Genomic DNA, 23,792 nt, shown 5'->3' with positions numbered 1-23,792 from the left:
AAAATATGATTTTATACCTAAGGTGTACAAATTTAGAATTAAGAAGCTCTTTCCCAATAAAGAGTTCCGAGAAAAGCTTGACACATACGACTTTTCTCCTGTTTGCTACGATTTTCGTTCAACTGTGCTAAACTAATAGAAAACTTGTGATTGCGTCTCATTCACCGCAGACGCTTACATACCAAGGAGGTTGTTCCCCATGAAGAAACAAATCGCAACAAACCATGCACCAAAAGCGGTCGGTCCTTATTCCCAAGGTGTTCAGGCCGGTGATTTTCTATTTGCGTCCGGACAGATTCCGCTCAACCCGGCAACTGGAACGATCGTTGAAGACGCTATCGACGTGCAGGCAAAGCGCGTCTTTGAAAATTTAAAAGCCGTGCTGAACGAAGCCGATCTCGACTTTTCCAACGTCGTTAGCGCAACCGTATACCTGGCCGACATCAATGATTTTGCGGCCGTCAACAGCGTTTACTCGGACTATTTCAGCGGTGAGATTCTGCCGGCGCGCTGTGCGGTTCAAGTTGCTGCCTTACCAAAAGGTGCACAAGTCGAAGTCTCATGCGTTGCCTACAAAGGGTAAAGAAAACTTGGCCCAGCCGAATCTTTAGACGCCGGCTGAGTCCTAATTGCCGGTCTCAAGTAAATCCAAAAGCAAAAAATCCGAACGCAGCCGTAGCACGTTCGGGTTTTCTTTTGTCTTCAGATAAACAGATCAAGTACGAGAACAAGAGCAAATGCTGCAAAAGACAGCAGCGTCTCCAATACCGTCCAAACTTTAAAAGTCTGCTTGACGCTAAGTCCCAGGTATTCCTTTACCAGCCAGAACCCGGCATCGTTCACGTGAGAGAACATCAGCGATCCGGCTCCGGTGGCAATCACCAGTAACGGCAGATTGACGCCGGTCATATTGGCGACGATCGGCGCAACAATTCCGGCTGCTGTCGTCAGCGCAACCGTTGCCGACCCGGTCGCAATCCGAATTAAACCAGCGACAACGAAGGCCATGACGAGCGGTGAAAGCTGCCAATTTGTTGCTAATTCAGCAATGGCACCGCCGACGCCGGAAGCGATCAGCACTTGCTTGAATGCACCGCCGGCTCCGATAATCATCATAATCGATGCGAGCGGTGCAAGCGAATCGCCGGTCAGCTTTTCAATCAACTTGCGGCCGATCCCGCGGCGAATACCAAGTAGATAATAGGAAACGAAGACGGAGACAAGCAAAGCAATTAACGGATGTCCGAGAAAATTCAGCAGATCGGCTAGCCAGCCTGGCATTGAAATAAATGGAACCGCGACCGCGCCAATCATCAAGATGATCGGCAAAAGAATCGTGAAAAAAGAAACGAAGGTTGACGGATACGTTTTGGCCGACACATTGGCAGCAACCACTTTAGGTTCCGAAACAGGTTGTATGCGCTTACTAATGTAGTAAGCAAAAATCGGACCGCCAATGATCCCGGCAGGAAGCGAAACAAGTAAGGAATAGATGAGTACCTGACCAACATCTGCGTGAAAAATACCAATGGCGGCCATCGCGCCTGGATGCGGCGGAACAATCCCGTGTGAGATTGATAACGCTGAAATCATTGGTATGGCAATCAGCAACAAACGCTTCTTTGTCGTTTTCTGAATTGCAATCACCAGCGGAAGCAAAATAACAAGCCCAACTTCAAAGAATACGGGAATACTAATAATTAAACCGGCAAAAAAAGTCGCCCACGGCAGCAAGCGGTCGCCGAACGCCCGCGTAAAAAATTGGGCGATTTGCAGACCTGCACCGGATTCCGACATCATTTTTCCCAAAATCGTACCCAGTGCCAGAATACCAAGCAATGAACTCAAAATACCGCCGACACCCGTTTCATAGCTTTGTGCTATTTTCATAAGCGGTAGTCCGGCAGCAATGCCGAGAAACAGACTTGCAACCGATAAACTGATAAATGCATGCCATTTAAACCAGGTGACACCAAGAATAACGAGACCAATGGCCAGAACCGTAATACTGATCAAATAGATACTGCTCATCTTGAATCATCTCCATTTACAGGTAGGTTCTCACTGAACTAGAAGTTAAGCACGCCTACTTTATCGGTGAACGCGTGCGCATTTTCTTCAACTGCATGATAGTTGCCATTTTCTGCACCTTTGGTCAGCACGCTTCCGATCCCAACCGCGTAAGCGCCTTGATTCAGCCACTCGTCAACATTTTGCAGATTGACGCCGCCGGTCGGCATGATCGCGACATTTGGAATCGGACCATGGATACTTTTTATGAAACCAAGTCCAGCCACGCTCCCGGGGAAAGCTTTAATCACATCAACGCCGGAACGAAGCGCTTCGGTGATCTCGGTCACCGTAAAGCAGCCGGGGAGATACGGGATCGAATAAAGGTTGCACACTTCGCTGATTGCTTTTGAAAAATTAGGGCTTACGATGAAGTCAGCGCCGTAGATGATCGACAGGCGAGCCGTTTCTGGATCAAGCACCGAACCGGCACCAATCACCGCCGTTTTTTCCTTTTTCTTCAATTGCTGCAATGCCGTCAGGCCGTTTGGTGTGGTCAGCGTCACCTCTAAACTTTCAATACCGCCGTTGATCGCTGCCTGACCGATCGCTACTGCATCCTCTGCGTTCTTCCCGCGAATCACGGCGACCAGACGCTTTTGATTCAGTTTGTTCAAGGTTTCATATTTTTTCAGCATACGTTTTCCCCTCTTTCAAAGTGGTTCGAACCGCCCCATGTGCTGCAGAGGCCGTACTGGAGGCGTAGAGTGATAAAAATTTGCTCGCATCTTTATTTGGTTCTTTGATTTCCTTTTTTCGTTTTTCCAGCGTTTCGTCATCAACCAGCAAGGTCAAATCACGATTGGGTACATCAATCGCGATTGGGTCACCGTTGCGCACCAGCGCCAAGGGACCGCCTTCCGCAGCTTCAGGGCTCATATAGCCAACCGATAAGCCTGCTGAAGCACCGGAGAAGCGTCCGTCCGTGATCAGCGCAATTTTCTTGTAGCGTGAGAGAATCTCTGTGCAGCGGTGTAATTCGCGCATGCCCGGACCGCCTTTTGGCCCTTCATAACGAATCACGACCACTTGGTTTTCCTGAATCGCTCCGTTGTGATAGGCTTCATCAAATTGCTCCTCCGAGTCAAAGACAATCGCCTTCCCTTGAAAAGCCATTAAATCTTCCGGAACCGCCGATTGCTTGATCAGTGCACCATCCTCGGCCAAGTTCCCTTTCAGAACCGCAATGCCGCCCTCCGCTTCAATCGGCGCGTCAAGCGGATGAATGATTTCGCGATCTTTAACCCGTGCACCCGCTACATTCTCTTTAACGGTCTCGCCGGTAACGGTCAATGCATCAAGATGAAGCAGCGGACTGAGTTCCTTCATGATTGCTGGAACACCGCCGGCACGCTGCAGATCATTGGTTGTGAAATTGTTGTTATTCGGGGTCACCGCTGCAATAAACGGTACTTTGCGACTGATGCGGTCGAACACATCCAACGGCAAGTCGATGCCAATCTCTTTGGCAATGGCCGGCAAATGCAGACAAGCATTCAGCGAACCGCCCATCGCCAAAAGTACTGAGATAGCGTTTTCAAAAGCTTCCTTCGTTAAAATATCACGCACGCGAATTTTCTTTTTGACCAGTTCAACCGCACGGCGACCCGCATCTTCCGCAGCATGAAGCTGCTCTTGGGAAAGCGCTCTCATCCACGACGAATTCGGCAGTGCCATCCCTAATGCCTCGGATAAGCCTTGCATTGTATTTGCCGTACCAAGGAATGGGCAGACGCCGGCGCATGGATAATATTTGCGTGTTACCGCGACAAGGCCTTGCTCATCCAGACTGCCGCTTAAGAACTCCTGACGCGCGGCTTTCGATTCCTTCGGTTTAATGTAGTTCGGCATCACGCCGCCGAGAAAGACAAGCGTTGGAAGATTCAGCCGTGCCGCACTCATCAACATGCCCGGTACGATTTTGTCACACGAACTGATCATGACCATTCCGTCAAAGATCTCATGTGCGCGAATCATTGTTTCAACACTGTCGGCAATCACATCGCGGCTCGGCAGTGAATATTTCATGCCGTCGTGACCTTGCGCGATCCCGTCGCAGACTGCGATCGTATTAAATTCAAGCGGATAGCCGCCTGCCTCGAGCACGCCTTTTTTAATATGATCGGCCAGTTCTCTTAGGTGAACATGCCCCGGTACAATTTCATTCCATGAATTGGCGATGGCAATGATCGGTCGATCCATCATGGAATAAGGAACGCCGCTTGAGCAAAGATGTCCTTTTAATATAGCCCGTGTGTAGGGTTGAATTTGTGATAAACGGTTGTGCATGATCTTATCCCCCTCAATTTTTTGTCGAAAGATTTTGACTTTAATTGTTGTACAAACTCACGCATCCACTTGCTTGTGCTGAAAAGCGGCGATTGCCGACCACTCATCCTCAAGTTTGCGAGACAGGCGCAGGAAAACAGGAAACAGCTGCTGGTAGGTTTCAACATTTTCCATGATGGGTTCGTGACTGTGCACCGATCCAACCATTTGCGCTACCGCACTCAGACTGTCGACGCGCCCTGTTGCATACAAGCCGAGCACCGCAGCGCCGAGGCATGAACTCTCGAAACTTTCCGGCACATTAACCGGCTGTGCGAAAATATCGGCCATCATTTGACGCCACAACGCTGAACGTGCAAATCCGCCGGTTGCCTGAATTTTTTTCGGTTCGCCGGTCCGCTCGCGCATCGCCAGCATCACGCTGTACAAATTGTAGATAATCCCTTCAAGGACGGCACGAATCATATGCTGTTTCTGATGGTGCAAGGTCAAGCCAAAGAAAGCACCGCGGGCATTGGGGTTCCATAACGGCGCCCGTTCGCCACTGAAATAAGGCTGGAAAATTAATCCGTCCGACCCTGCCTTTACACGCGCCGCCATGCGCGTCAGTACTTCGTAAGGACTAATGCCGAGCCGTTTTGCGGTCTCCACTTCGGCAGCGGCAAATTCATCTCTTGCCCAACGCAACACGCCGCCACCGTTATTCACCGGGCCGCCGATGACCCATTTATCCTCAGTCAGGACATAGCAGAAGAGGCGCTCTTTCGGATCTGCCGAAGGTTTGTCGGCCACCGTACGAATCGCGCCGCTGGTTCCAATCGTGACCGCAACGACACCCGGATCAATCGCGTTAACGCCTAAGTTTGACAAAACGCCGTCACTTGCGCCAAGAACAAACGGTGTCGATGCATTCAGGCCCATTTGCTCGGCATAAACCGGATCCATGCCGACCATTTGATGGGTCGTCGGTACCAGTTCGGAAAGATTCGCCTCCGTGATCCCTGCGACAGCCAAGGCGTCTTTGTCCCAGGTCAGTGTCTTCATGGCAAACAGCCCTGTACTTGAAGCAATCGAATAATCAACAACATAGGTGTGAAATAATTTGTAAAAGATGTATTCTTTAATCGATATAAATTTCTTTGTTTGATTAAAAAGTTCCGCCCGTTCGTTTTTCATCCATACGAGTTTTGGAAGTGGCGACATTGGGTGGATCGGTGTCCCTGTTTTCATATAAATGGCGTGTCCGTCCATCGTCCTCTTAATTTTGTCGCACCATTCAATACTGCGATTATCGGCCCAAGTCATGCAGCGCATCAAAGGCTTGCCCTCAGCATCCACCGGAACTAAACTGTGCATCGCACAACTGAAGGAGACAAAAGCAATCGATTGGGGTGAAACCCCGCCCTTAGCAACCACTTCGCGTATTGCTGAAAGAACTGCAGTGAAAATCTCTTCCGGATCTTGTTCTGCAGTAAACGCATCCGGTGTATAGAGGGGATAGCCCATATTTGAGTAGGCGACAATCGTTCCATCCGTCTTATAAAGGACTGCTTTGGTGCTTGTTGTGCCGATATCCGCACCGATCATGTAGTCACTCATTATAACTCCTCCTTTTTGTGAAAATCATCACATTTTGAAATTTCTTTAATAAAACGCTTACAAATTAGTCTTAAGCTGTCGACTTGTCGACAAGATGTGCGGCATTTTTTTCTGAAGCAAATACGGATTATTTCGGACGGTTAACGTCGTTGAACGATTCCGTTAATGTATGCTTTGAATCGTCAAAATAACGGCCGACCGTTTTCGTAATCAGCCCATCATTCTGCGACTCAATTGCCTCAACGATGCGTTGATGTTTTCCCACGACCCAACGCACATGTTCCTCACTTTGCGCAAAAACGCGTTCAGTTGTAACAAGAATCACGGACATCAGAAGCGGCTTCATGCTGTTCCAAAGGTTCAGCAAACGCTTATGCTCCGCATGGCGCACAATGGTCTCATGAAAGAGCAGGTCATAGTAAGCGAACTCACTATGATCATCATACTTTGCTGCAAGTTCCATTTTATCAATATTTTGCTGTAACGCTTGAACCAAAAAACGCACATTTTTTTTTGAAACCTTTTGTTGCGCAAAATTTTCGATCATTTCACGGATATCATACAGTTCTTGAATATCGTCTAGACTCATGCCAAGAACAACCGCCCCCATCCGTTCAAGCCGAATTAATCCATCTAAAGAAAGTGCTTTGAGTGCATCGCGAACCGGTGAGCGGCTCGTTCCATACTGCCCGGCAATGTTATTTTCTGATAAAACCTCTCCGGGTTTAATCTGATTCTCTAAGATCCTAAGGCGTAATTCATTGGCAATTTGATCGCCTAGTGAAGCATTTTTTAGCCACATTGACGGAAACTTCAACATCGTCCATTCTCCTGTCGCTCCGATTCATTCACTCGAGCATTTGATTGTGAAAACTGTGTCACTACAAGGCTATTGTAGCTTACATTCACGCAACCAAACAACAACGAAATGTCTCTGAGCTTTAGAAAACAGCAGCTTCTGTTTTCGTCCCTTCACGGTCTCTTAAAGAGGGTTCGCCATACACCGTCATTCGACGGCTGATCCATACCTTTTTATTACAGGCATGACGGTTCACGATTCATGAACATCCCTTGCTTCGGTATACTTGTCGACAAGTCGGGTCACAAAATAAAGCGCTTACTTTAATTCCAAAAAATAAAACGCCCATCGTCTTTCCGTTTCATCAATCAGCGTTAGTTTTGTAAGCCCTTTCTTTTTACAGCTTCATCTTAGTCTGCCCATAAACTATTGTCAAGGTTGTTTTTGAGTAATTTGACTTTTAATCGGGTGACGTTCACATGTTTTTCACAAATAATTCAAAGGATTGTTAAATGGATTGGATTAAGAAACGCACGCGAAAGCTGATCAGATCAAATGCTCATCTTTTGTTGCCGTGAAAAAAGTTGGAGGAATTGTCACCTCCAACAAACATCCATCTACTTATTCATCCCGCCCCTATTCCATCATAAACTTATCGTTCAGAAAAAATGATCTCCATAATCGATCATGTATTTTTTGTATCTTCTCCTGCACGGGCGGTTGAAAGATACAGTCGACCGCGATTCGAAGTCAAACGTAGCCAAGTTCAAGTCCACGAGAAACGCTTTTATTGTCTAAGGGCAGATTGGTACATTCTAAGTATTCTCTGAAATCCTTTACTGGCTGACTCGCACCGATAAGAAGCATACTAATTGCGCCGTTTATGAAATGAGCTCGCCACTTCATTAAGTAAGCACTGCTTTGACGAGTCATAGCTAGCTTTTGAATTTTTAGGTTTGTTCAATGCGGATCAGCTACCCGTGAGCTAAAGCACGTCATACAGCCGTTAAATCAACGTCTTTTCGGATTCAGGATGAAGGACCTGATTAATAAATCGCTTCGTTCGTTCATGCTTTGGATGATTGAAAAGTTCACTTGGTTCCCCTTCTTCGACAATGACACCCTTATCCATAAAAATAATTCGATCACCAATCTCCTCAGCGAAACGCATTTCATGTGTGACAAGAACCATCGTCATTCCTTCATCAGCAAGTTCACGGATAACCTTGAGGACTTCACCAACTAATTCAGGATCAAGTGCTGAAGTCGCTTCGTCAAACAGCATAATATTAGGCTCCATAGCCAGTGCACGCGCAATCGCGACTCTTTGTTTCTGTCCTCCTGAAAGCTGGCTCGGGTAGTGATTCATCCGCTCGGCGAGTCCAACCTTTTTTAGATATTTTTCTGCATTTGTTTTGGCTGCTTCTGCTGTTTTTTTTCTTATTTTTATTTGTGCGGCCATCACGTTTTGAATGGAAGTCATCATTGGAAAGAGATTAAAACTTTGAAAAACCATTCCGATCTCTGTTCGAAGTCTTGCCACACGTTTTTCATTATATTTTCCAGATTCATCTGCAAATTTTTCGCCTTCTACCTTAACCCTACCGGAAGTTGGCAGTTCCAAGCAGTTTAGACAACGAAGCAAGGTAGACTTTCCCGAACCAGATGGCCCAATGATGACAACGATTTCCCCCTGGCGAATCGTTAGATCAATCCCCTTCAATATTTCATGAACACCAAATGACTTACGGAGCTGAGTCACTTCAATCATTGGTTTAGGCATGTTTTGAAGACCTCTTTTCAAGCAATCGGACAATCTGAGACAGCGGAAGACTGAGAATCAGGTATGCGATTGCCAAAATTGTATAAGATTCGATGGTTAAAAAGGTTTGCGATGCATAGGCTTGTGTCCGTAAAAGCAATTCATTTACCGTAATAAAAGCAAGCAGCGATGTGTCTTTAATCATCATAATCAGATAGTTTCCAAAAACCGGAATGGCTTGACGCGTTGCCTGCGGGATTACAATGGACCATAATGCTTGACGACGTGTATAGCCAAGCGCCAAGGCTGCCTCCGTCTGACCTTTATCAATGGACAGGATCGCTGCCCGAACCACTTCTGACAAATAACAGCCATAGTTAATGCCTAGACCAAGAATCCCGGCAAGAAGTGGATTTAATTGAAATTGATAGTTTGGGATAAAAAATTGAACGATCAAGGAAACAAGTAAAGGAACGACATAAAACATATAAACAAGCTGAACAAGAAGCGGCGTTCCGCGTACAATTTCCAATAGCACAACAAGGATTCCTCTTAAAAATTTATATTTCGACAGACGTCCAACTGCAAGCAGAACACTAAGGATAACGGCAAGCACAAATCCACCAACTGTCGCCTCAAGTGCAATGAGCAACCCTTGCCATAACTCCGGTGTTAACTCGTTTAATGCAGTAGAAAAATCCAAATGACTGAGTATCTCCATTCTTTAGCACCTCATTCATCAATCAATTCTCGCTAGCCGGCCTTTACCGACTCACCTCTAACAATAGTAGAAATCAGAGTTAATCTTTGATGAAGAAAGAACAACTCTGATTTTAGATTGAACACTGTATTAGTCTTGAACTGGAACGAAATAGTTATCAGGCATACCGTATTTCTTGAGTATTTTTTTAATAAATCCATTCTCCTTCAAGTTATTGATTTGCTTATTGATTGCGTTAACGAGCTTGGTATCACTCTTTCTTGCTGCAGCACCAATCATTCCGGCTGCTTGAGGCGTGTAGGGATCAAGAATTTTTAAATTCAATGAAGGATCTTGTTTTAAACTGTAAGCCGCTACTGCTCCATCCGTTACTAGCGCATCAATTTTACCCGTATTCGCTGCCAAAAGCAGATCCGATTGCGAACCAAAAACATTGACCTGCTTGATTTTGCCTTCTTTTTTCATTTTATTTGCAAAATCATAGAACGCCGTACCTTTCTGAGCGCCGATTACTTTATTTTTCAAATCATTTGCGCTTTTGATTGATGATTTTTTGGGAATGATGAATGCTTCGCCTTCGGTGTACCATACTGTGGTAAATTTAGCGATCTTTTCGCGTTGCGGATTAATGTACATGGCATCAGTGACTAAATCGATATTCTTGTTATTCAACTCAAGAAGCAAATTCTCGAATTTTGTCTGTTTCATTTCTACTTTTGGAATTCCAAGTCTTCGGGCAACTTCTTTAATAATCTCAGCATCGATACCCGTGAACTTTTTTGTTTTCTGATCAATAAAGGCAAACGGTGCATCATTGGAAGAACCGACAACAAGCACGCCCTTCTTTTTAGCAGCTGCCAACGTATCGCTTGATTTACTGGATGAAGAGTCCTTTGAACCTGAACTGCTCGATCCATTCGATCCACAAGCGGATAGAACGCCAACGATCAAAACAAGAGAAAGGAAAGATAGCAACCATCGCTTCATGAATTAATCCTCCTAAATTTTCATAGTTATCAAATCATAACACAATATTTTAATTTTCAATCGATAATATCGATCGTACGCCGATTCAGAATAAAAACCGAATGTATTATATCGAATTTAAAGCGTCCTCAATGATAGCGAGTCCTTGATTCAATTGAACCTCTGTAATCGTAAGCGGGGATAGGAAGCGAATGCAATTTCCTTTCAAACCGGCATCAAGTAATAACAAACCATGCTGGTTACAATAGGTTACAAGTCGCTTCACAAGTTCCTTGTCCGGTTCTTTACTTTGTTTATCTTTAACAAATTCAATTGCAACCATTGCACCAAGTCTACGAATATCGCCAATCGAGTGATACGTATCTGCCCATTCCTCAGCACGCGCTTCAATGATCGCACCGATTTTTTCCGCACGCTCAATGAGATGCTCCTCTTCAATGATGTCGAGCACCGCAAGTGCCGCAGCGCAGGCAATGGGACTACCACAATAGGTTCCACCAAGTGATCCTTTTAATCCGCAAGAGTCGATCATCTCAGCCTTTCCGACAACGCCGCTTAGCGGGAATCCAGCAGCAATTGATTTAGAGATAGTCATTAAATCCGGAACCACATCAAAGTGTTCAATGGAAAACATTTTGCCTGTACGGGCAAATCCAGCCTGAATTTCGTCTGCAATAAAGACAATACCATGCTCGGTACAAAAATCACGGACGTATTTAACAAATCGTTTTGAAGGAATAATAAATCCTCCTTCACCCTGAACAGGCTCCATCACGATGCAGGCAACCAATTCAGGCGAAACTTGACTTAAGAAGAAATCGTTAAATTGTTCAATCATTGTCTCGTCATAATCCTCACTAGAGATTCCCTCAGGTTTGCGATAGTCATAAGGATACGGTGCCTTATAGGTTTCCGGTGCAAAAGGTCCAAAGCCAAACTTGTACGGTTTCACTTTGCTTGTCATGCTCATGGTAAGGTTGGTTCTTCCATGAAAAGCACGATCAAAGGTCACGACAGCTTGTCTGCCGGTATAAGCGCGAGCAATTTTCACCGCGTTTTCAACCGCTTCTGCCCCGGAGTTGAGTAAAATCGCTTTTTTGGCAAATTCTCCTGGAACAATTTCACATAAACGTTTACAGAGTTCAATGTATCCCGGATACATCATGACATTAAACCCTGGATGGATAAAATGTTCGAGTTGTTCTTTTACCGCTTTAATCACTTTTGGATGACAATGCCCTACATTTTGAACACCAATCGCTCCGGCAAAATCAATGAATGCATTCCCATCAATATCGGTGACCAATGCCCCTTTAGCTTCTGCTGCAATATGCCGATTCCCATTTCCTACAGCGGAAGCAACGTATCGATCCCGTTTATCCTGCCACTTTTTTGTTAGATTTCCTTCCAACAATTCTTTCACCACTTTGCTCACTCCCTTTAATAGATATTTTGCAAATTATTTGGTATTATGTATAGTATCAAAATTCAAAAAATTATGGTATCAGAGGGATCCTATGCTCGCATTATCGATCGATCTTCATTCAAATGAATATATATACAGACAAATTTACAAGCAATTAAAGAAAGATATTCTTCTTCACCATTTCTTACCGCACGAAAAACTGCCATCCAAGCGAGAATTGGCTGATACCTTACGTGTTAGTGTTAATTCAGTTAACGGAGCATATCAACAATTACTGGAAGAGGGCTATATCTATGCCATTGAACGGAGTGGTTTTTATGTGGAAAAATTAGATACACTCCCCCTTTCTAAAGATGTTCCCCCAGCTCTTGATCCAAGTCTGATTGAAGATAGAGCATCCAAGAAAAATTGGATATCTTTTTCACATATGTCTGTTGACCGGTCTATTTTCCCGTTCGACAGCTGGCTCGCCTGTGAGCACACGGCCTTAAAACGCAGTCAATTAGAACTGAACGATGATTCCTCCCGCTTTCCTCAAGGGATTTATTCTGTGCGTCAAACAATCAGCCGATTCCTTTCAGTCACGCGAGGCGTAAAATGCTTTCCAGAGCAAATTGTTTTAGGAGGAGGCACTCAATTTCTCTTTTATATACTGCGGCAATTATTTGACGAAAGCACATTATATGCGATGGAAAACCCTGGATATCGGCGCATCTATGAATTACTAAAGATGGAACAGATGCGTTTAAAAACGATCATTTTGGATCATAAAGGGATATCAATCAATCTTTTAAGAAAGACCAATCCAAATGTTGTCTATGTTACGCCTTCCCATCAATTTCCGTCAGGCGTCGTGATGCCGATCTCCAGACGCATACAATTACTCAACTGGGCTGCCGAGTCGGAAAACAGGTATATCATTGAAGATGATTATGATAGTGAATTTAAATATCAAACCGATACCATTCCATCACTTCAAGGGCTTGATAGCTGTGGTCGAGTCATCTATTTCGGAACCTTCTCTAAGTCACTTCTGCCCGGATTGCGCTTGAGCTACATGATTCTTCCTCAGCATTTACTGAAAAAGTATCGAGAAAAATGCAGTTTCATCATGTCTACGAGCAACGCATTAGGACAACTGACCGTACAGCAGTTTATTGATTCAGGTGCATACCGCAAACATATTAAGCATATGAAACAGGTTTACATTGAACGGCAAAAAAAACTCATTAAGCACTTAAAAAATCGCTTTGGATCGTTAATGACCATGCATGGTGCAAACGCTGGCCTCCATTTCACCGCAGCGTTTGATACCAGGCGAACAATTGACGAGATCGCACATCGTGCCAAATCATGTAAACTGGAACTGTATAACCTTAAGCCCTATTGTCTTGATGGATCCTATCTTTATTCAAAACCAGCATTCATTCTGGGCTTCGCCAACCTGCCTCTCGATAAAATTGATGAAGGGGTTGATCGCCTCTATTATTCAATTTATCAATAAAGTTTATCTTGTATAATAAAAGAAGTCCCATAGAAAGAAGGCTATCCATGACACAGACGAAATTAAGCAAACTGCTGAAACAATACAATCCGATCATTCTCGATGGTGCAATGGCAACGGAGATTGAAAAGCATGGGATCGCGCTGGACAGCGAGCTGTGGTCGGCCGCTATTATTCAAGAACATCCCGAGATTGTCAAACAGGTGCATCTGGACTATTTCAAGTCCGGGGCCGATATTGCAACCACCAATACGTATCAAGCAACGTTGCTTGGCTTCCAGCAAAGCGGCTATTCGGAACAAGAAGCAGAGCAGATTATTTGCAAAACGGTTCAGCTTGCCGCTCATGCACGCGCCGAATTTTGGGCGAGCCTCTCCCCGCAGCAGCAGGCATCACGCCCTTATCCGCTGATCGCTGGAAGCGTTGGTCCTTACGGCGCATACCTCGCCGATGGTTCTGAATATAGCGGAGACTATACCTTGAACGAAGGCGGCTACCGTATGTTTCATCAATCGCGTATGCAGCTATTAAAAAAAGCGGGTACAGATCTTTTCGCTTTTGAGACCATGCCGAACTTTGCAGAGACTCAGGCACTTGCCAAACTGCTGCGTGATGCCTTTCCTCAAGATGAAGCCTGGCTGTCGTTCAGTTTGAAAGACCCCGAGCATCTATGCGACGGAACGCCGCTTGCCGAAGCCGCCGCATTTTTCAAGGACAACGATCAAATCGCAGCCATTGGCGTGAACTGCTTTTCGATGATGAAAATTGAGCATGCGATAACTGCTATCCGAGCAGCAACAAACAAGCCAATTGTCGCTTATCCAAACTCCGGTGAGAAATATCATCCGATTAAGAAAATCTGGATTTCATCAAAGCATCGTCCAAGTTTTTACGAAGCCTCTCAAATGTGGGCAAAGGCCGGAGCATCACTGATCGGCGGCTGCTGCCGCACCTCACCCGATGATATTCGTGAAATTGCCGAATGGGCGCGCGCATAAGAACAAGTTGACTAAATTTAGTGGGTGAAGATCGGTCACAAGTCCGTGCACACCGTGATGGTAAATCAGAAACATCTCGAATCGGGTACATTTTGTTTAGAGCCTAGCTATCTTATCTGACAACGAAGTCCTGAACCTTAACTTTCCTTTTGGGTATACGGAAGCTAAACTCCTGCTTTAACGTGTCAATGTTATAGGCGGTAAATTTGCCTCCGAATTGAGCTTCAGTTCCCTTTTCATCACCATTGTATTGAGTGAGCAAATATAATTTCCGGTTGGAAAACTTTATTGAAGACAGTAATCCTATTGAAGGCAAATCGATTTTTTTATCACTCAATGTTTTAAAATTCTCATTCACTTTCCACACATGCACACGTTCGTTTTGATCGACAAATGTTGCATACAAATTGTTGTTGAAAACATACAGACTATTTGATGGTGCGTCAGGTTCGGTAGGATAATTCACTCGCTTCACGTGATAATTGTCTTTCAAATCAATAGTGGACAATTGATGGCGTGTATCAATGACAAGTTTATCGTTAAAACGGATCAAACTCATTGCGTTCTCATTGAGCTTAATTTGTTTGATCACCTTTCCATTCTCTCGATTAATAACCGCTACAACGGATTGATCTTTGTCAATGGAATCATTCAGTACATATATTGATTGATCCGTATATAAAGCCGTTTCTAAATATCCGGTAAAGGGCAAGTTATACTTTTTTTGATATCTCCCATCGTCCACATGCAGTACATTGTGATTTACGGATTCGTTGTAGGACATTATGGTCAGCTTTGGACCATTTACTAAAAAGGTTAACGGTTGCGGCGTTTTTTCCTCGATTAATTTGGTACTGTGTTGTTCCAGTAAATAATAAGCCTTCGCATGAGTGCTGATCAGGTAATAACTGCCTGACTTAATACGATTGCTCTGTATCGATTCAATATCGCCGACATCAAGCGGATTTGTCACGAAATGTTTCCCACTTTGCGTTGTGATGAAATAACTGGTGCCATCAAATGGATGCGAATAAATAAATGAATAGTTTTGAATGCTGATTGGAGAACGGGTCAGTTCGTCAATCCAGTGAATGACCGGGTAAGCGGAAATAAGGAGTGCCGCCGCAATGCATAAAATGATTATTCTTGTACGGGTCCATTTGATCGTGTTTTTTAAGATCAACCCCCACCATAAAAATAAATAGAGGAAACCGGCAACGGAATAAATGGCAATGGGCGAACCATGAACGGCCTCATGGATCAGCCATTCAAATTCATTAAAATTTTCTGCACGTCCTAATGCAACGAGCATAAACGTTAGCGGAGCAGTTATGAGCGCGAAGAGTGCAAAAAGAGAAAAAATAATTCTTCGTCTGCGAAATAGGCAGAAAAGTAGACCAAGCAGCGTTGCCAGTAAAAACGAGCAAAAAATGACGTCTAACCATATGGGTGAATTCTCCATATTATTAATCCTCCTGAGAATACTTCGTTGAACAAAAGGCTCAGAGAAATTACCCTTATTTTTAGGTATTAACGGTATACTGAAGATCATTCAGCGCACCGCTTCTCTGAGTCATAGGTATACTGTTTTTATAACGAAATTTGCTCTTTATTAAGAAATGTTAATATTGAACCGTTTGTGAATCATTTTCCAGATCAGCGGGAGTGACAAAAAAACCACCATTACTATCTAGATTAAACCTTTGGGGTCTCCATGATTGCCACACAAGTTGCGAGCAGTAATAGGCACTTTTATCTCCTTTTGATACAAGCAGTGAGTATGGTTTCCTTCTTTTACTATAGGCATAGGATTGAGCTGCAGTATACCTTTGTGCCCCCGCGTGTAAGATATAAAACTTTTTATGCGAACTGAAACGATCACCCCAATTATTTTTTGCTACTCTAACTCCTTCATCAGGCCAAGCTTCAACAATTTTGTTATTATCATGCAATACAATAGCCGCGTGCCCATGACGCCAAACAATAAATTTATTGTCATAAGTAACAAGTACATCACCATTAGTTCCCATACGTCCCTTAACACTTGCAGATTTCGCACTCAATTCCGCGCTGATATTATTGTACTTTTCGGGATCTGCTTTTTTGATCACCGGTAACGTCTTAGAAACTTGTTCTTTGTCAACACCTTTATTTTTTACTTTTTCAATATTAATTAGATCCTGTGCCAATTCTTTTTTCTGTTCATCGTTTAAAGTTTTTTTGTTATCAGCACTATTTTCAATTTTTTTGATATCTTCTTTAAATTCAACTTTTTGTTTATCTGTTAAAAGATTTATCGGGTTACTCTTGTTATCCTCCGCAAATGCATGAGTTCCGCCAAATATCAATGCTACAACAAAAACCGCAATAAAAGGCACTAACTTTTTTAATGTCATTTTATTAGCTCCTCATATAATGAGATTTGAACTTATTACAAGTTCCTTAATTGATTTGCGAAGTCTTCTTGGTCCTGTCTCTTTCTTCATTTTGATTGGATTGAACTACTGTATGCACCTCCAATTCCTCTTGTTCTTGAATGAAAATCTTAAAATGAGTGAGCCTCTTTAATCACCTCCTTAATGTTGCGCGTTTGAATCAATATGACTAAGTAAATAAAAGTTAAAAAGTGTAGAAAACGAAGAATCTACCAATTAAAAGATAATTTGCTATTTTTATTAATGGGTGTAGGGCTGTTTCAGATTTCAATGATGGAATACAACGGTGTGCAGGCTTCTGTAGAGGAAACAACCATAATAAGAAATGGGTCAAACAAATAAATAAATTTGTTTGTGGAGTACTTGAATTTTCAACAAATTAATTATAATTATTAATAATCTGTATTCACAATACAATTTACCGATTTTCAATAAACACATTACAAAATCAAAACCACCAAAGGATGGTATTTAGATACTCCCCCGCATAGTGAAGGATTTTCGCTCGCAAAAAAGCCATGAACGCTTGACGCTCATGGCTTTTCAAATGATTTTATTTACTTGACGTAGCGTGTAAATACCTTAATTATTTCATTAACGACAAGCGGTACTAACGCAAAGGCAATCACAATAATCCAATCGCGCAGCGTCAGCATTTGCACATGGAAGGCGCCGGCGAGGATCGGGATGGAGATTACGGCAAATTGCAAAACAATTCCGAGGATGATCGCGCCGATCAAGTATTTATTTGAAAACAGCCCGACGTGAAGAATCGAATGCGTTGCACTGCGCATCGACAACGAATAGAACAGCTGCGATACAGCAAGGACAACGAATGCCATCGTCTCTGCATAGGTGAGGACATCTTCCGGAATTGCGCCGGACCAAAGCTGGTACCCATGCTCATTCAAACCAAAGTAGAAAGCAACCAAGGTCAAAATGCCGATCAGCAGTCCGCCAATAATAGCACGAAAAGCGGCTCCACCGGCAAAGAAACTTTCTTTTGGATTACGCGGTTTCTTCTTCATCACATCGTTGTCGCCCGGATCGACGCCAAGTGCGATGGCCGGAAATGTATCCGTGATCAAGTTAATCCATAAAATTTGGGTCGGCAAAAGCGGCATCGGCCAGAAAAAGAGTACAGATGCTAATATCGCCACAATCTCGCCTAAGTTACAGGAAAGCAGAAAAACAACGGATTTTTTAATGTTATTGTAGATGTTGCGCCCTTCGCGGATTGCCGCAACAATGGTCGTGAAATTATCATCGGTTAGAATCATGTCGCTTGCGCCTTTGGAAACATCGGTACCGGTAATCCCCATCGCCACACCAATGTCCGCATTTTTGAGTGACGGGGCATCATTGACCCCGTCACCGGTCATCGATACGATGTTGCCGTGAGACCGGAACGCGTTGACGATCTTCACCTTATGCTCCGGAGATACACGGGAGAAGACGCGGTAATGATTAATTTTTTGCTTCAATTCATCATCACTCATCGCATCCAGCTGGCTACCGGAAATGGATTGATCGAGTGATTCGGCCATACCAAGCTGCATCGCAATGGCCGCAGCGGTATGCTGGTGATCACCGGTAATCATCACCGGCGTAATGCCTGCTTCTTTCGCTTGACGGATCGCGTCCTTTACTTCGAGGCGCGGCGGATCGATCATTCCCACCAATCCAAGAATCGTCAGGTCGTTTTCCATCTGATCCGGTTCAACCACTTCATCGCTATCCTTATAGGCCGCACCAAGCACACGTAAGGCTTGATCGGACATCTCTTCAGCGGCTCTGAGAAAATCCGCTTTAAGGTCGTCGGTAAGCGGCACTTTTTCACCATTAACCAGCGCATGCGTGGCGATCTTTAAAATACTGTCGAAAGCCCCCTTCGTATGAACGCGGTAGTGGTCGCCCTCTTTGTTAACCGTTGACATCAGCTTGCGATCCGAGTCAAACGGCCGTTCCGCCACACGTTCATGTGCCGCTTCCAGCTCACGTTTTGGGAAATGGTATTTATTTCCCAAAACGACTAATGCAATCTCGGTTGGGTCGCCGGTGCCTTCGCCATCATCAAGCGTTGCATCATTACAAAGCACCATAGTCTGAATTAATTTTTTCTGCGTACTTTCCGATGCAGTCGCCGTTCCTTCAGAGGGAACATCAAGAAATTTGCGGTGGGTATACACATGCAAGACCGTCATTTTGTTTTGCGTCAGTGTTCCTGTTTTATCCGAACAAATAATGTTTACCGACCCGAGGGTTTCAACCGCCGGAAGTCGTTTAACAATCGCGTTGATTTTCGACATGCGCGTCACACCTAGTGCCAACACAATGGCGACAATCGCTGGAAGGCCCTCCGGAATCGCAGCGACGGCCAGACTGATCGCGGTAAGAAACATTTCAAATAAATCCCGCCGTTGGATGAGTGCAATGATGAAAATCAGCACACAGATGCCAATCGCAAGATAGCCAAGTGTTTTTCCCAGCCCGGCCAGCCGTTTCTGCAGCGGTGTCAGATCTGTCTGCGTTTCGTCAAGTCCTTTGGCAATTTTGCCAATTTCAGTATTCATCCCCGTCCCTACGACCACGCCTTCCGCACGTCCGTAGGTCACAAGTGTCGACATAAACGCCATGTTGGCGAGATCGCCAAGCGGGGTTTTCGGATCCTCAAAAAGACGCGCCGCATGCTTTTCTGAGGGAACGGATTCGCCGGTCAGCGCCGATTCCTCAATTTGCAAATTGGCACTCTCCGTTAAACGGAGATCGGCAGGAATATACCGCCCTGCATCAAGCACAACAATATCACCGGGAACAATCTCCTTGGAATCAATTTCAACAACAGCGCCATTGCGGCGCACCAAGGCGCGAGGCGTCGTCATTTTTTGCAGTGCTTCGATCGCTTTCTCCGCTTTAAACTCCTGAAAGACACCGATGACCGCATTCAAAAGAACAACAAGCAAAATAATGATCGCGTCGGCATACTCGCCGATCAGCAGCGTGATCACTGCCGCCCCGAGCAATACATAAATCAACATATCCTTAAGCTGAGCAAAAAAAAGTGCAGCCAGGCTTTTCTTTTTCTTGCCCTTTAATTTATTCTCGCCGTATTTCTCAAGTCTTGATTGAATCTCTGCATCCGAGAGCCCTTGCTTCGGATCGACATTGAGCTCCTGCAGCACTTGTTCTGCATTTTGTGAAAACCAGTTCAATGCGTCGCACCATCCTTCCTTCACAACAAATAATCCGTTCACTTATCTTTACCCTTTTTTGAGATTCAACAACGGAATACAACCATTTTTTTAGAAAAAATGGTCGAACTCATTTACACTATGATTTGAAAAGCGGATTCATTAAAAATATAGAAAAGTAAGCGCATTCAAAAATAAAGTTGTATTAAAGTGCCGCCTCTGAGTTGATCACGAGAACGCATTGTTGATGAAAATCTGACTTTCTGAGGTTCATCGTGGTTCACTCCTTGCCGGAAACGTGACGATTTAAAAACAGTTCTTCGCTCTATTCTCCATAGTTGCGTTCAAAACACGCCTTGCAATAGATCTTCCCGCCTGTATCTTTAACAAAACGATGAATGACGGTTTCAGTGACGCCATACCAAGCCTTTTCCGGCGATTTGGCCATCACACACATAAATTCACCAGGTTCAATTGTCTTGCCGCATTCCGAACATTTGAAAACATAATTCTGCTTTAATCGTGAAAAGAACCCCACGCAGAACCGCCTCCTTTTTTAAACGCTCATTCATCATCATCTTCGCTGCGTTTTTTCTTTAAGAAGTACATCAGCGAATAGGAAGCAAGAAAGCAGACAAAAAATACGATACCGATGATCCACGCACTTAACGGGTGCTGGCGATCAAAAGTCCAAGCAACCGTGCCAATGATCGCCCCGACAGCCAGCGATATGAGGACACAAGCATAGTACGGCAGGACTTTCTTTCGTTTTCTCTCGGTTTCCTCAACATCGGCTGTTACCCTCATTTGTAGAAAGATGAGAAGTACATTTGTCATGATTAAGACAAAAAATAAGGGTGATTGAAACGCAATATCTGCTCCACTGCGAAACGCTGTGTAAAATAAGGTTGCAAGAATGCCAAGCGTTTGGCATACAAAAGCAATACGAATGTTTTTTAAATTGACAAGGATTAATCGTTCATCGGTAATTTTCTTCACGTTTTTCCCCCTCGTTTACCCAAAAAAGTTGATCCAGTGATTTGCCTACGGCGTAACAAATTGACAAACATAATTTAAGCGTCGGGTTATATTTTCCTTTTTCAATAAGACTAATGGTCTGCCGAGTTACCCCAGTTTTTTCTGCAAGTTGCACTTGCGTCATGCCCCTCTCCATCCGAGCATGTTTTACAGAATTCATCAAAGAATAGGATCACCTCCATAACAATATTGTAAACTATATATTACATAATATGCAATATATAGTTTACATTCTATGTGCGAAATCCATCGAATTTTTCAGTTTTGCGGCATTGGACGAACCGATGACAACGATTTGTCCAGCGTTCAAGACGAGTTCGATCGCCTGCGTACCACTTACCGTGTATGCTTTCTCACCACGGAGATTGAATCGGATACCCCAGCCGCCAAACCTGGACATTGGCTGATCGTCAATGATTCGATAGCTACTTATTGCATTCCACCCGAAGCATCGCGGACGAAGGTGAAACGGAAAAAAACAGACATAAAGCCCATCCTTTCTCACTTCGCATGTTAAACGCACTTGAGCAAAAAAGATCGGAAAAACACACCCGAAAATAATAAAGAAAACAATCATCATCGCATTGGGCATTGGATTCGTGCCAAACGGTTTATTGAAAAAAATCTGACTGATAAAGCCATACCAAATGAGTCCCGAAATGCCCAGAACCACAATCCATAACCACCATTGCTTCATTTTTTGAACTTCGCGGAAATAAACAGATGACAACATCATCCACTCCCTTCAGAACGCTTTCACCACAGCATTCAAATCATTCATGGCGGTGTCCCCCGCCATGAATGATGAGCGAAACCCCAGCCGACACTTTATAGAGGAGACCAGCCTGAGAAAACTCGGCAATTCATTACCTAGGTGAATCGGCGTCTAGGGTCTCCGTTCTTTGTTTGGTAACCGTTTAAATCGTTGTTAAAAAACGAACGTACGTGCTATAATTAAGTCGTGAAAAGAGGTGAATCCATGACCTTAAAAGGACTTAAAGTACGCATCTACCCAAACGAAAAACAGAAATTAATGATGCACTTAAACTTTGGTTATAACCGCTTTGTTTGGAATCAAATGCTGAACATGCTGATCGAGCGCTATAAAAACAACCCACAAGCCCCATTTTTAAATGCCTATGCCTTAAATCTGTTGCTTCCTGCATTGAAGAACGAATTCCCCTGGTTAAAAGAAGCAGAAAGTACAAGCCTTCAGGCCACCAATCATGATTTAATTGAAGCCTATAAAAAATTCTTTAAAGAGAAGCGCGGGTTCCCAAAGTTCAAGTCAAAGAAGTTTTTAAAGCAATCCTATCAATCGAAATGCGTCAATCAGAACATAAGGCAGGTCGCACCTCATTACCTAAAATGCCCCAAACTAGGCGTGATGCGTCTTAAAACAGGAATATCCATCCCCGATACCATTAAATCAGTGACGATCAAACAATCGTTTACCGGTAAATACTACGCCGTCTTACTCGTCGAATGCGAAAACCAAGCATTTGAGAAAACAAATAAGCAAATCGGCTTAGATATGGGCGTCAGTGATTTGCTCATCGGTTCGGATGGCATTAGATTCCCCAGTATTCGGTTTGATAAAAAGCTCGCCCCAAAAAAGCGTTATTGGGAAAAACGATTCGCAAGACGCAGCTTACGAGCGAAAAAAGAAATGGCCTGGGACAACCGCAATCACGTGCTCCATCCAAGGCAGTTTTCCGACTTTAAAAACGTTCAAAAAGCTAAGTTAATGGTAGCCAACTATCATGAAAAAATCGCCAATCAACGCCAGAATTATCTGCATCAGATTACGACGCAACTGGTTAAAAAGTATGATCTGCTCGTTATTGAAAATTTAAAAACCCAAAATATGCTGCACAATCACAAGTTGGCACGGGCAATCGCAAACCAAGCCTGGCGGGAACTGCGCCGGATGCTTGAGTACAAAAGTGCTTGGTATGGGAAGCAGCTTATTGTCGTTAATCCCCACAAGACCTCACAAATCTGTTCTCATTGTGGGCATGATGATGGGAAACACACGTTAGACATCCGGGAATGGACGTGTCCTTCGTGCCAAACACATCATGACCGCGACATAAACGCAGCGAAAAACATCTTAAACAATGGGCTTGGTATAAGCCTTGGTAAAAGAACTGTAACCTCTGCTCCTGATTGAAAGATCAGGAGTAAGTAAGCAGTGTTCCCAGAAGCTCGGTACTTTAGTACCGATGTAGTTCACAAAGGTCACATCTTTCCGATCTTTCTAAAGATTATTATAATACAAAGAGCGAGGTGGGAAAAACATGAAGAAATCTGCTTGCTGTTTATCGGGCTAGTCATTCTTTTATTAGGATGTACGCAGGCTCATCCAACAAAAGACTTGCCGCTTCAAGTAAAAAAAGTGAACGTAATGATTCACATTGAAGATCATACCGGACGTTTTCACTACTTCGGAATCAGTATCAACAAAACGCATCCAGATCCCAACACGCTCATGTATTATCGGATCAATTGGATAAAAAAGACAACGGCATCCTTTCTTCTAGACAAAGAATCTGAGTATCGGATCGATCTGTCAGCTTCCGTCAACAATCCGATCCAAGCCATGAAAAAGAAACACAAAGAAACCGCGAATCACCATGCACCTGCCGAAACTAAGCAAGATCTTCCAATCCGAAAATACATCACGCCAACAAAAAACAATCAAGTGGTCCGGTTTACCATTGATGAGAGCGAATGATTTACGTACTTTCCGATGATTCTCTGTATCGTTGTCATTTTCAAGTCCATACGTTTTACGCAAAGTACATAACGTCTGCTAAGACCATGGCTATGCCTTTTTCATTGAAATAGGGACTTATACTCCCAATTTCTGATGACTACTGCTTAATTGCGCATTCAAAGTCCGAACGTATCTAATTATCTTCCATCTATTATTCGTCTTTTTCCAAAAAGATACTTGCATAACCGGAACAT

The 23,792-nt window shown here is 43.9% G+C and carries 21 protein-coding genes; 5 read left to right on the top strand and 16 right to left on the bottom strand.

The window, feature by feature from the left end; all coding sequences use genetic code 11:
- The first annotated feature begins 199 nt into the window (after nt 1-199).
- The gene (locus AA84_RS0104555; RefSeq protein ID WP_028976224.1) at nt 200-583 is read left to right on the top strand and encodes a RidA family protein; all 384 of its coding nucleotides are present in this window, start codon (nt 200-202) and stop codon (nt 581-583) included.
- Nucleotides 584-702: 119 nt separating this feature from the next.
- On the opposite strand, the gene AA84_RS0104550 is transcribed toward AA84_RS0104555, so the two are convergent.
- The 9 genes from AA84_RS0104550 to gabT form a co-directional block, all read right to left on the bottom strand.
- The gene (locus AA84_RS0104550; protein WP_028976223.1) at nt 703-2,031 is read right to left on the bottom strand and encodes a GntT/GntP/DsdX family permease; all 1,329 of its coding nucleotides are present in this window, start codon (nt 2,029-2,031) and stop codon (nt 703-705) included.
- Between the two features lie 38 nt (nt 2,032-2,069).
- Entirely contained in the window at nt 2,070-2,708 is a 639-nt protein-coding gene (locus AA84_RS0104545) for a bifunctional 2-keto-4-hydroxyglutarate aldolase/2-keto-3-deoxy-6-phosphogluconate aldolase (RefSeq protein ID WP_028976222.1), read from the bottom strand.
- Entirely contained in the window at nt 2,692-4,359 is a 1,668-nt protein-coding gene (gene ilvD / locus AA84_RS17070) for a dihydroxy-acid dehydratase (protein WP_037562962.1), read from the bottom strand. The genes AA84_RS0104545 and ilvD overlap by 17 nt, the downstream gene beginning before the upstream one ends.
- A gap of 57 nt (nt 4,360-4,416) precedes the next feature.
- Nucleotides 4,417-5,958 carry a gluconokinase gene (gene gntK, locus AA84_RS0104535; protein ID WP_028976221.1) on the bottom strand — a complete coding sequence of 514 codons (1,542 nt, stop codon included), beginning with the start codon at nt 5,956-5,958 and terminating at the stop codon, nt 4,417-4,419.
- A 127-nt stretch (nt 5,959-6,085) separates the two neighbouring features.
- The gene (locus AA84_RS0104530) at nt 6,086-6,778 is read right to left on the bottom strand and encodes a GntR family transcriptional regulator (protein WP_028976220.1); all 693 of its coding nucleotides are present in this window, start codon (nt 6,776-6,778) and stop codon (nt 6,086-6,088) included.
- 985 nt (nt 6,779-7,763) lie between these two features.
- On the bottom strand, nt 7,764-8,528 hold the full coding sequence (locus AA84_RS17065) for an amino acid ABC transporter ATP-binding protein (protein ID WP_037562970.1): 765 nt from the start codon (nt 8,526-8,528) through the stop codon (nt 7,764-7,766).
- A 4-nt stretch (nt 8,529-8,532) separates the two neighbouring features.
- The gene (locus tag AA84_RS0104520; protein ID WP_028976219.1) at nt 8,533-9,240 is read right to left on the bottom strand and encodes an amino acid ABC transporter permease; all 708 of its coding nucleotides are present in this window, start codon (nt 9,238-9,240) and stop codon (nt 8,533-8,535) included.
- Nucleotides 9,241-9,369: 129 nt separating this feature from the next.
- Entirely contained in the window at nt 9,370-10,227 is an 858-nt protein-coding gene (locus AA84_RS0104515) for a substrate-binding periplasmic protein (RefSeq protein ID WP_028976218.1), read from the bottom strand.
- Nucleotides 10,228-10,333: 106 nt separating this feature from the next.
- The gene (gabT, locus tag AA84_RS0104510) at nt 10,334-11,650 is read right to left on the bottom strand and encodes a 4-aminobutyrate--2-oxoglutarate transaminase (RefSeq protein WP_037562968.1); all 1,317 of its coding nucleotides are present in this window, start codon (nt 11,648-11,650) and stop codon (nt 10,334-10,336) included.
- A gap of 94 nt (nt 11,651-11,744) precedes the next feature.
- Here gabT and gabR point away from each other — a divergent pair, with 94 nt between their 5' ends.
- Both gabR and mmuM read left to right on the top strand, forming a co-directional pair.
- Nucleotides 11,745-13,157 (top strand): MocR-like transcriptional regulator GabR, encoded by a 1,413-nt coding sequence (gene gabR / locus AA84_RS0104505; RefSeq protein ID WP_028976216.1) that lies wholly within the window; start codon nt 11,745-11,747, stop codon nt 13,155-13,157.
- A 47-nt stretch (nt 13,158-13,204) separates the two neighbouring features.
- Complete coding sequence (mmuM, locus tag AA84_RS0104500) at nt 13,205-14,155, top strand: homocysteine S-methyltransferase (RefSeq protein ID WP_028976215.1); 951 nt, start codon at nt 13,205-13,207, stop codon at nt 14,153-14,155.
- Nucleotides 14,156-14,267: 112 nt separating this feature from the next.
- Here mmuM and AA84_RS0104495 read toward each other — a convergent pair whose 3' ends face one another.
- The 7 genes from AA84_RS0104495 to AA84_RS0104465 form a co-directional block, all read right to left on the bottom strand.
- Nucleotides 14,268-15,617: a hypothetical protein gene (locus AA84_RS0104495; protein ID WP_028976214.1), complete on the bottom strand. Its 1,350-nt coding sequence runs from the start codon at nt 15,615-15,617 to the stop codon at nt 14,268-14,270.
- Between the two features lie 160 nt (nt 15,618-15,777).
- Nucleotides 15,778-16,551: a YiiX/YebB-like N1pC/P60 family cysteine hydrolase gene (locus AA84_RS17060; protein WP_028976213.1), complete on the bottom strand. Its 774-nt coding sequence runs from the start codon at nt 16,549-16,551 to the stop codon at nt 15,778-15,780.
- A 596-nt stretch (nt 16,552-17,147) separates the two neighbouring features.
- Nucleotides 17,148-19,802 (bottom strand): cation-translocating P-type ATPase, encoded by a 2,655-nt coding sequence (locus AA84_RS0104485; protein WP_028976212.1) that lies wholly within the window; start codon nt 19,800-19,802, stop codon nt 17,148-17,150.
- Nucleotides 19,803-20,106: 304 nt separating this feature from the next.
- Complete coding sequence (locus AA84_RS0104480; RefSeq protein WP_028976211.1) at nt 20,107-20,319, bottom strand: hypothetical protein; 213 nt, start codon at nt 20,317-20,319, stop codon at nt 20,107-20,109.
- A gap of 26 nt (nt 20,320-20,345) precedes the next feature.
- The gene (locus tag AA84_RS0104475) at nt 20,346-20,780 is read right to left on the bottom strand and encodes a hypothetical protein (RefSeq protein ID WP_010023978.1); all 435 of its coding nucleotides are present in this window, start codon (nt 20,778-20,780) and stop codon (nt 20,346-20,348) included.
- The gene (locus tag AA84_RS0104470) at nt 20,761-20,979 is read right to left on the bottom strand and encodes a helix-turn-helix transcriptional regulator (RefSeq protein WP_415640323.1); all 219 of its coding nucleotides are present in this window, start codon (nt 20,977-20,979) and stop codon (nt 20,761-20,763) included. Before AA84_RS0104470 ends, AA84_RS0104475 begins: the two co-directional genes overlap by 20 nt.
- Before the next feature lie 66 nt (nt 20,980-21,045).
- Nucleotides 21,046-21,549 carry a DUF6141 family protein gene (locus AA84_RS0104465; protein ID WP_152540345.1) on the bottom strand — a complete coding sequence of 168 codons (504 nt, stop codon included), beginning with the start codon at nt 21,547-21,549 and terminating at the stop codon, nt 21,046-21,048.
- A gap of 249 nt (nt 21,550-21,798) precedes the next feature.
- On the opposite strand from AA84_RS0104465, the gene AA84_RS0104460 reads away from it, so the two are divergent.
- Both AA84_RS0104460 and AA84_RS0104455 read left to right on the top strand, forming a co-directional pair.
- Nucleotides 21,799-22,992: an RNA-guided endonuclease TnpB family protein gene (locus tag AA84_RS0104460; RefSeq protein WP_028976208.1), complete on the top strand. Its 1,194-nt coding sequence runs from the start codon at nt 21,799-21,801 to the stop codon at nt 22,990-22,992.
- Nucleotides 22,993-23,013: 21 nt separating this feature from the next.
- A complete protein-coding gene (locus AA84_RS0104455; protein WP_028976207.1) occupies nt 23,014-23,556 on the top strand; it encodes a hypothetical protein in 543 nt (180 codons plus the stop codon).
- Nucleotides 23,557-23,792: the final 236 nt, after the last annotated feature.

This window comes from Sporolactobacillus terrae DSM 11697, assembly GCF_000648615.1.
GTDB classification, from domain to species: domain Bacteria; phylum Bacillota; class Bacilli; order Bacillales; family Sporolactobacillaceae; genus Sporolactobacillus; species Sporolactobacillus terrae.
Note: the sequence above shows the minus strand (reverse complement) of the source record. Positions and strands in the feature narration are given on the sequence as shown.

Excerpts from the sequence above, each read along its gene's own strand:
- AA84_RS0104555 (WP_028976224.1), top strand. The coding sequence starts at position 200 with ATGAAGAAACAAATCGCAACAAACCATGCACCAAAAGCGGTCGGTCCT.
- AA84_RS0104550 (WP_028976223.1), bottom strand. The coding sequence starts at position 2,031 with ATGAGCAGTATCTATTTGATCAGTATTACGGTTCTGGCCATTGGTCTC.
- AA84_RS0104545 (WP_028976222.1), bottom strand. The coding sequence starts at position 2,708 with ATGCTGAAAAAATATGAAACCTTGAACAAACTGAATCAAAAGCGTCTG.
- ilvD (WP_037562962.1), bottom strand. The coding sequence starts at position 4,359 with ATGCACAACCGTTTATCACAAATTCAACCCTACACACGGGCTATATTA.
- gntK (WP_028976221.1), bottom strand. The coding sequence starts at position 5,958 with ATGAGTGACTACATGATCGGTGCGGATATCGGCACAACAAGCACCAAA.
- AA84_RS0104530 (WP_028976220.1), bottom strand. The coding sequence starts at position 6,778 with ATGTTGAAGTTTCCGTCAATGTGGCTAAAAAATGCTTCACTAGGCGAT.
- AA84_RS17065 (WP_037562970.1), bottom strand. The coding sequence starts at position 8,528 with ATGATTGAAGTGACTCAGCTCCGTAAGTCATTTGGTGTTCATGAAATA.
- AA84_RS0104520 (WP_028976219.1), bottom strand. The coding sequence starts at position 9,240 with ATGGAGATACTCAGTCATTTGGATTTTTCTACTGCATTAAACGAGTTA.
- AA84_RS0104515 (WP_028976218.1), bottom strand. The coding sequence starts at position 10,227 with ATGAAGCGATGGTTGCTATCTTTCCTTTCTCTTGTTTTGATCGTTGGC.
- gabR (WP_028976216.1), top strand. The coding sequence starts at position 11,745 with ATGCTCGCATTATCGATCGATCTTCATTCAAATGAATATATATACAGA.
- mmuM (WP_028976215.1), top strand. The coding sequence starts at position 13,205 with ATGACACAGACGAAATTAAGCAAACTGCTGAAACAATACAATCCGATC.
- AA84_RS0104495 (WP_028976214.1), bottom strand. The coding sequence starts at position 15,617 with ATGGAGAATTCACCCATATGGTTAGACGTCATTTTTTGCTCGTTTTTA.
- AA84_RS17060 (WP_028976213.1), bottom strand. The coding sequence starts at position 16,551 with ATGACATTAAAAAAGTTAGTGCCTTTTATTGCGGTTTTTGTTGTAGCA.
- AA84_RS0104470 (WP_415640323.1), bottom strand. The coding sequence starts at position 20,979 with ATGAATTCTGTAAAACATGCTCGGATGGAGAGGGGCATGACGCAAGTG.
- AA84_RS0104460 (WP_028976208.1), top strand. The coding sequence starts at position 21,799 with ATGACCTTAAAAGGACTTAAAGTACGCATCTACCCAAACGAAAAACAG.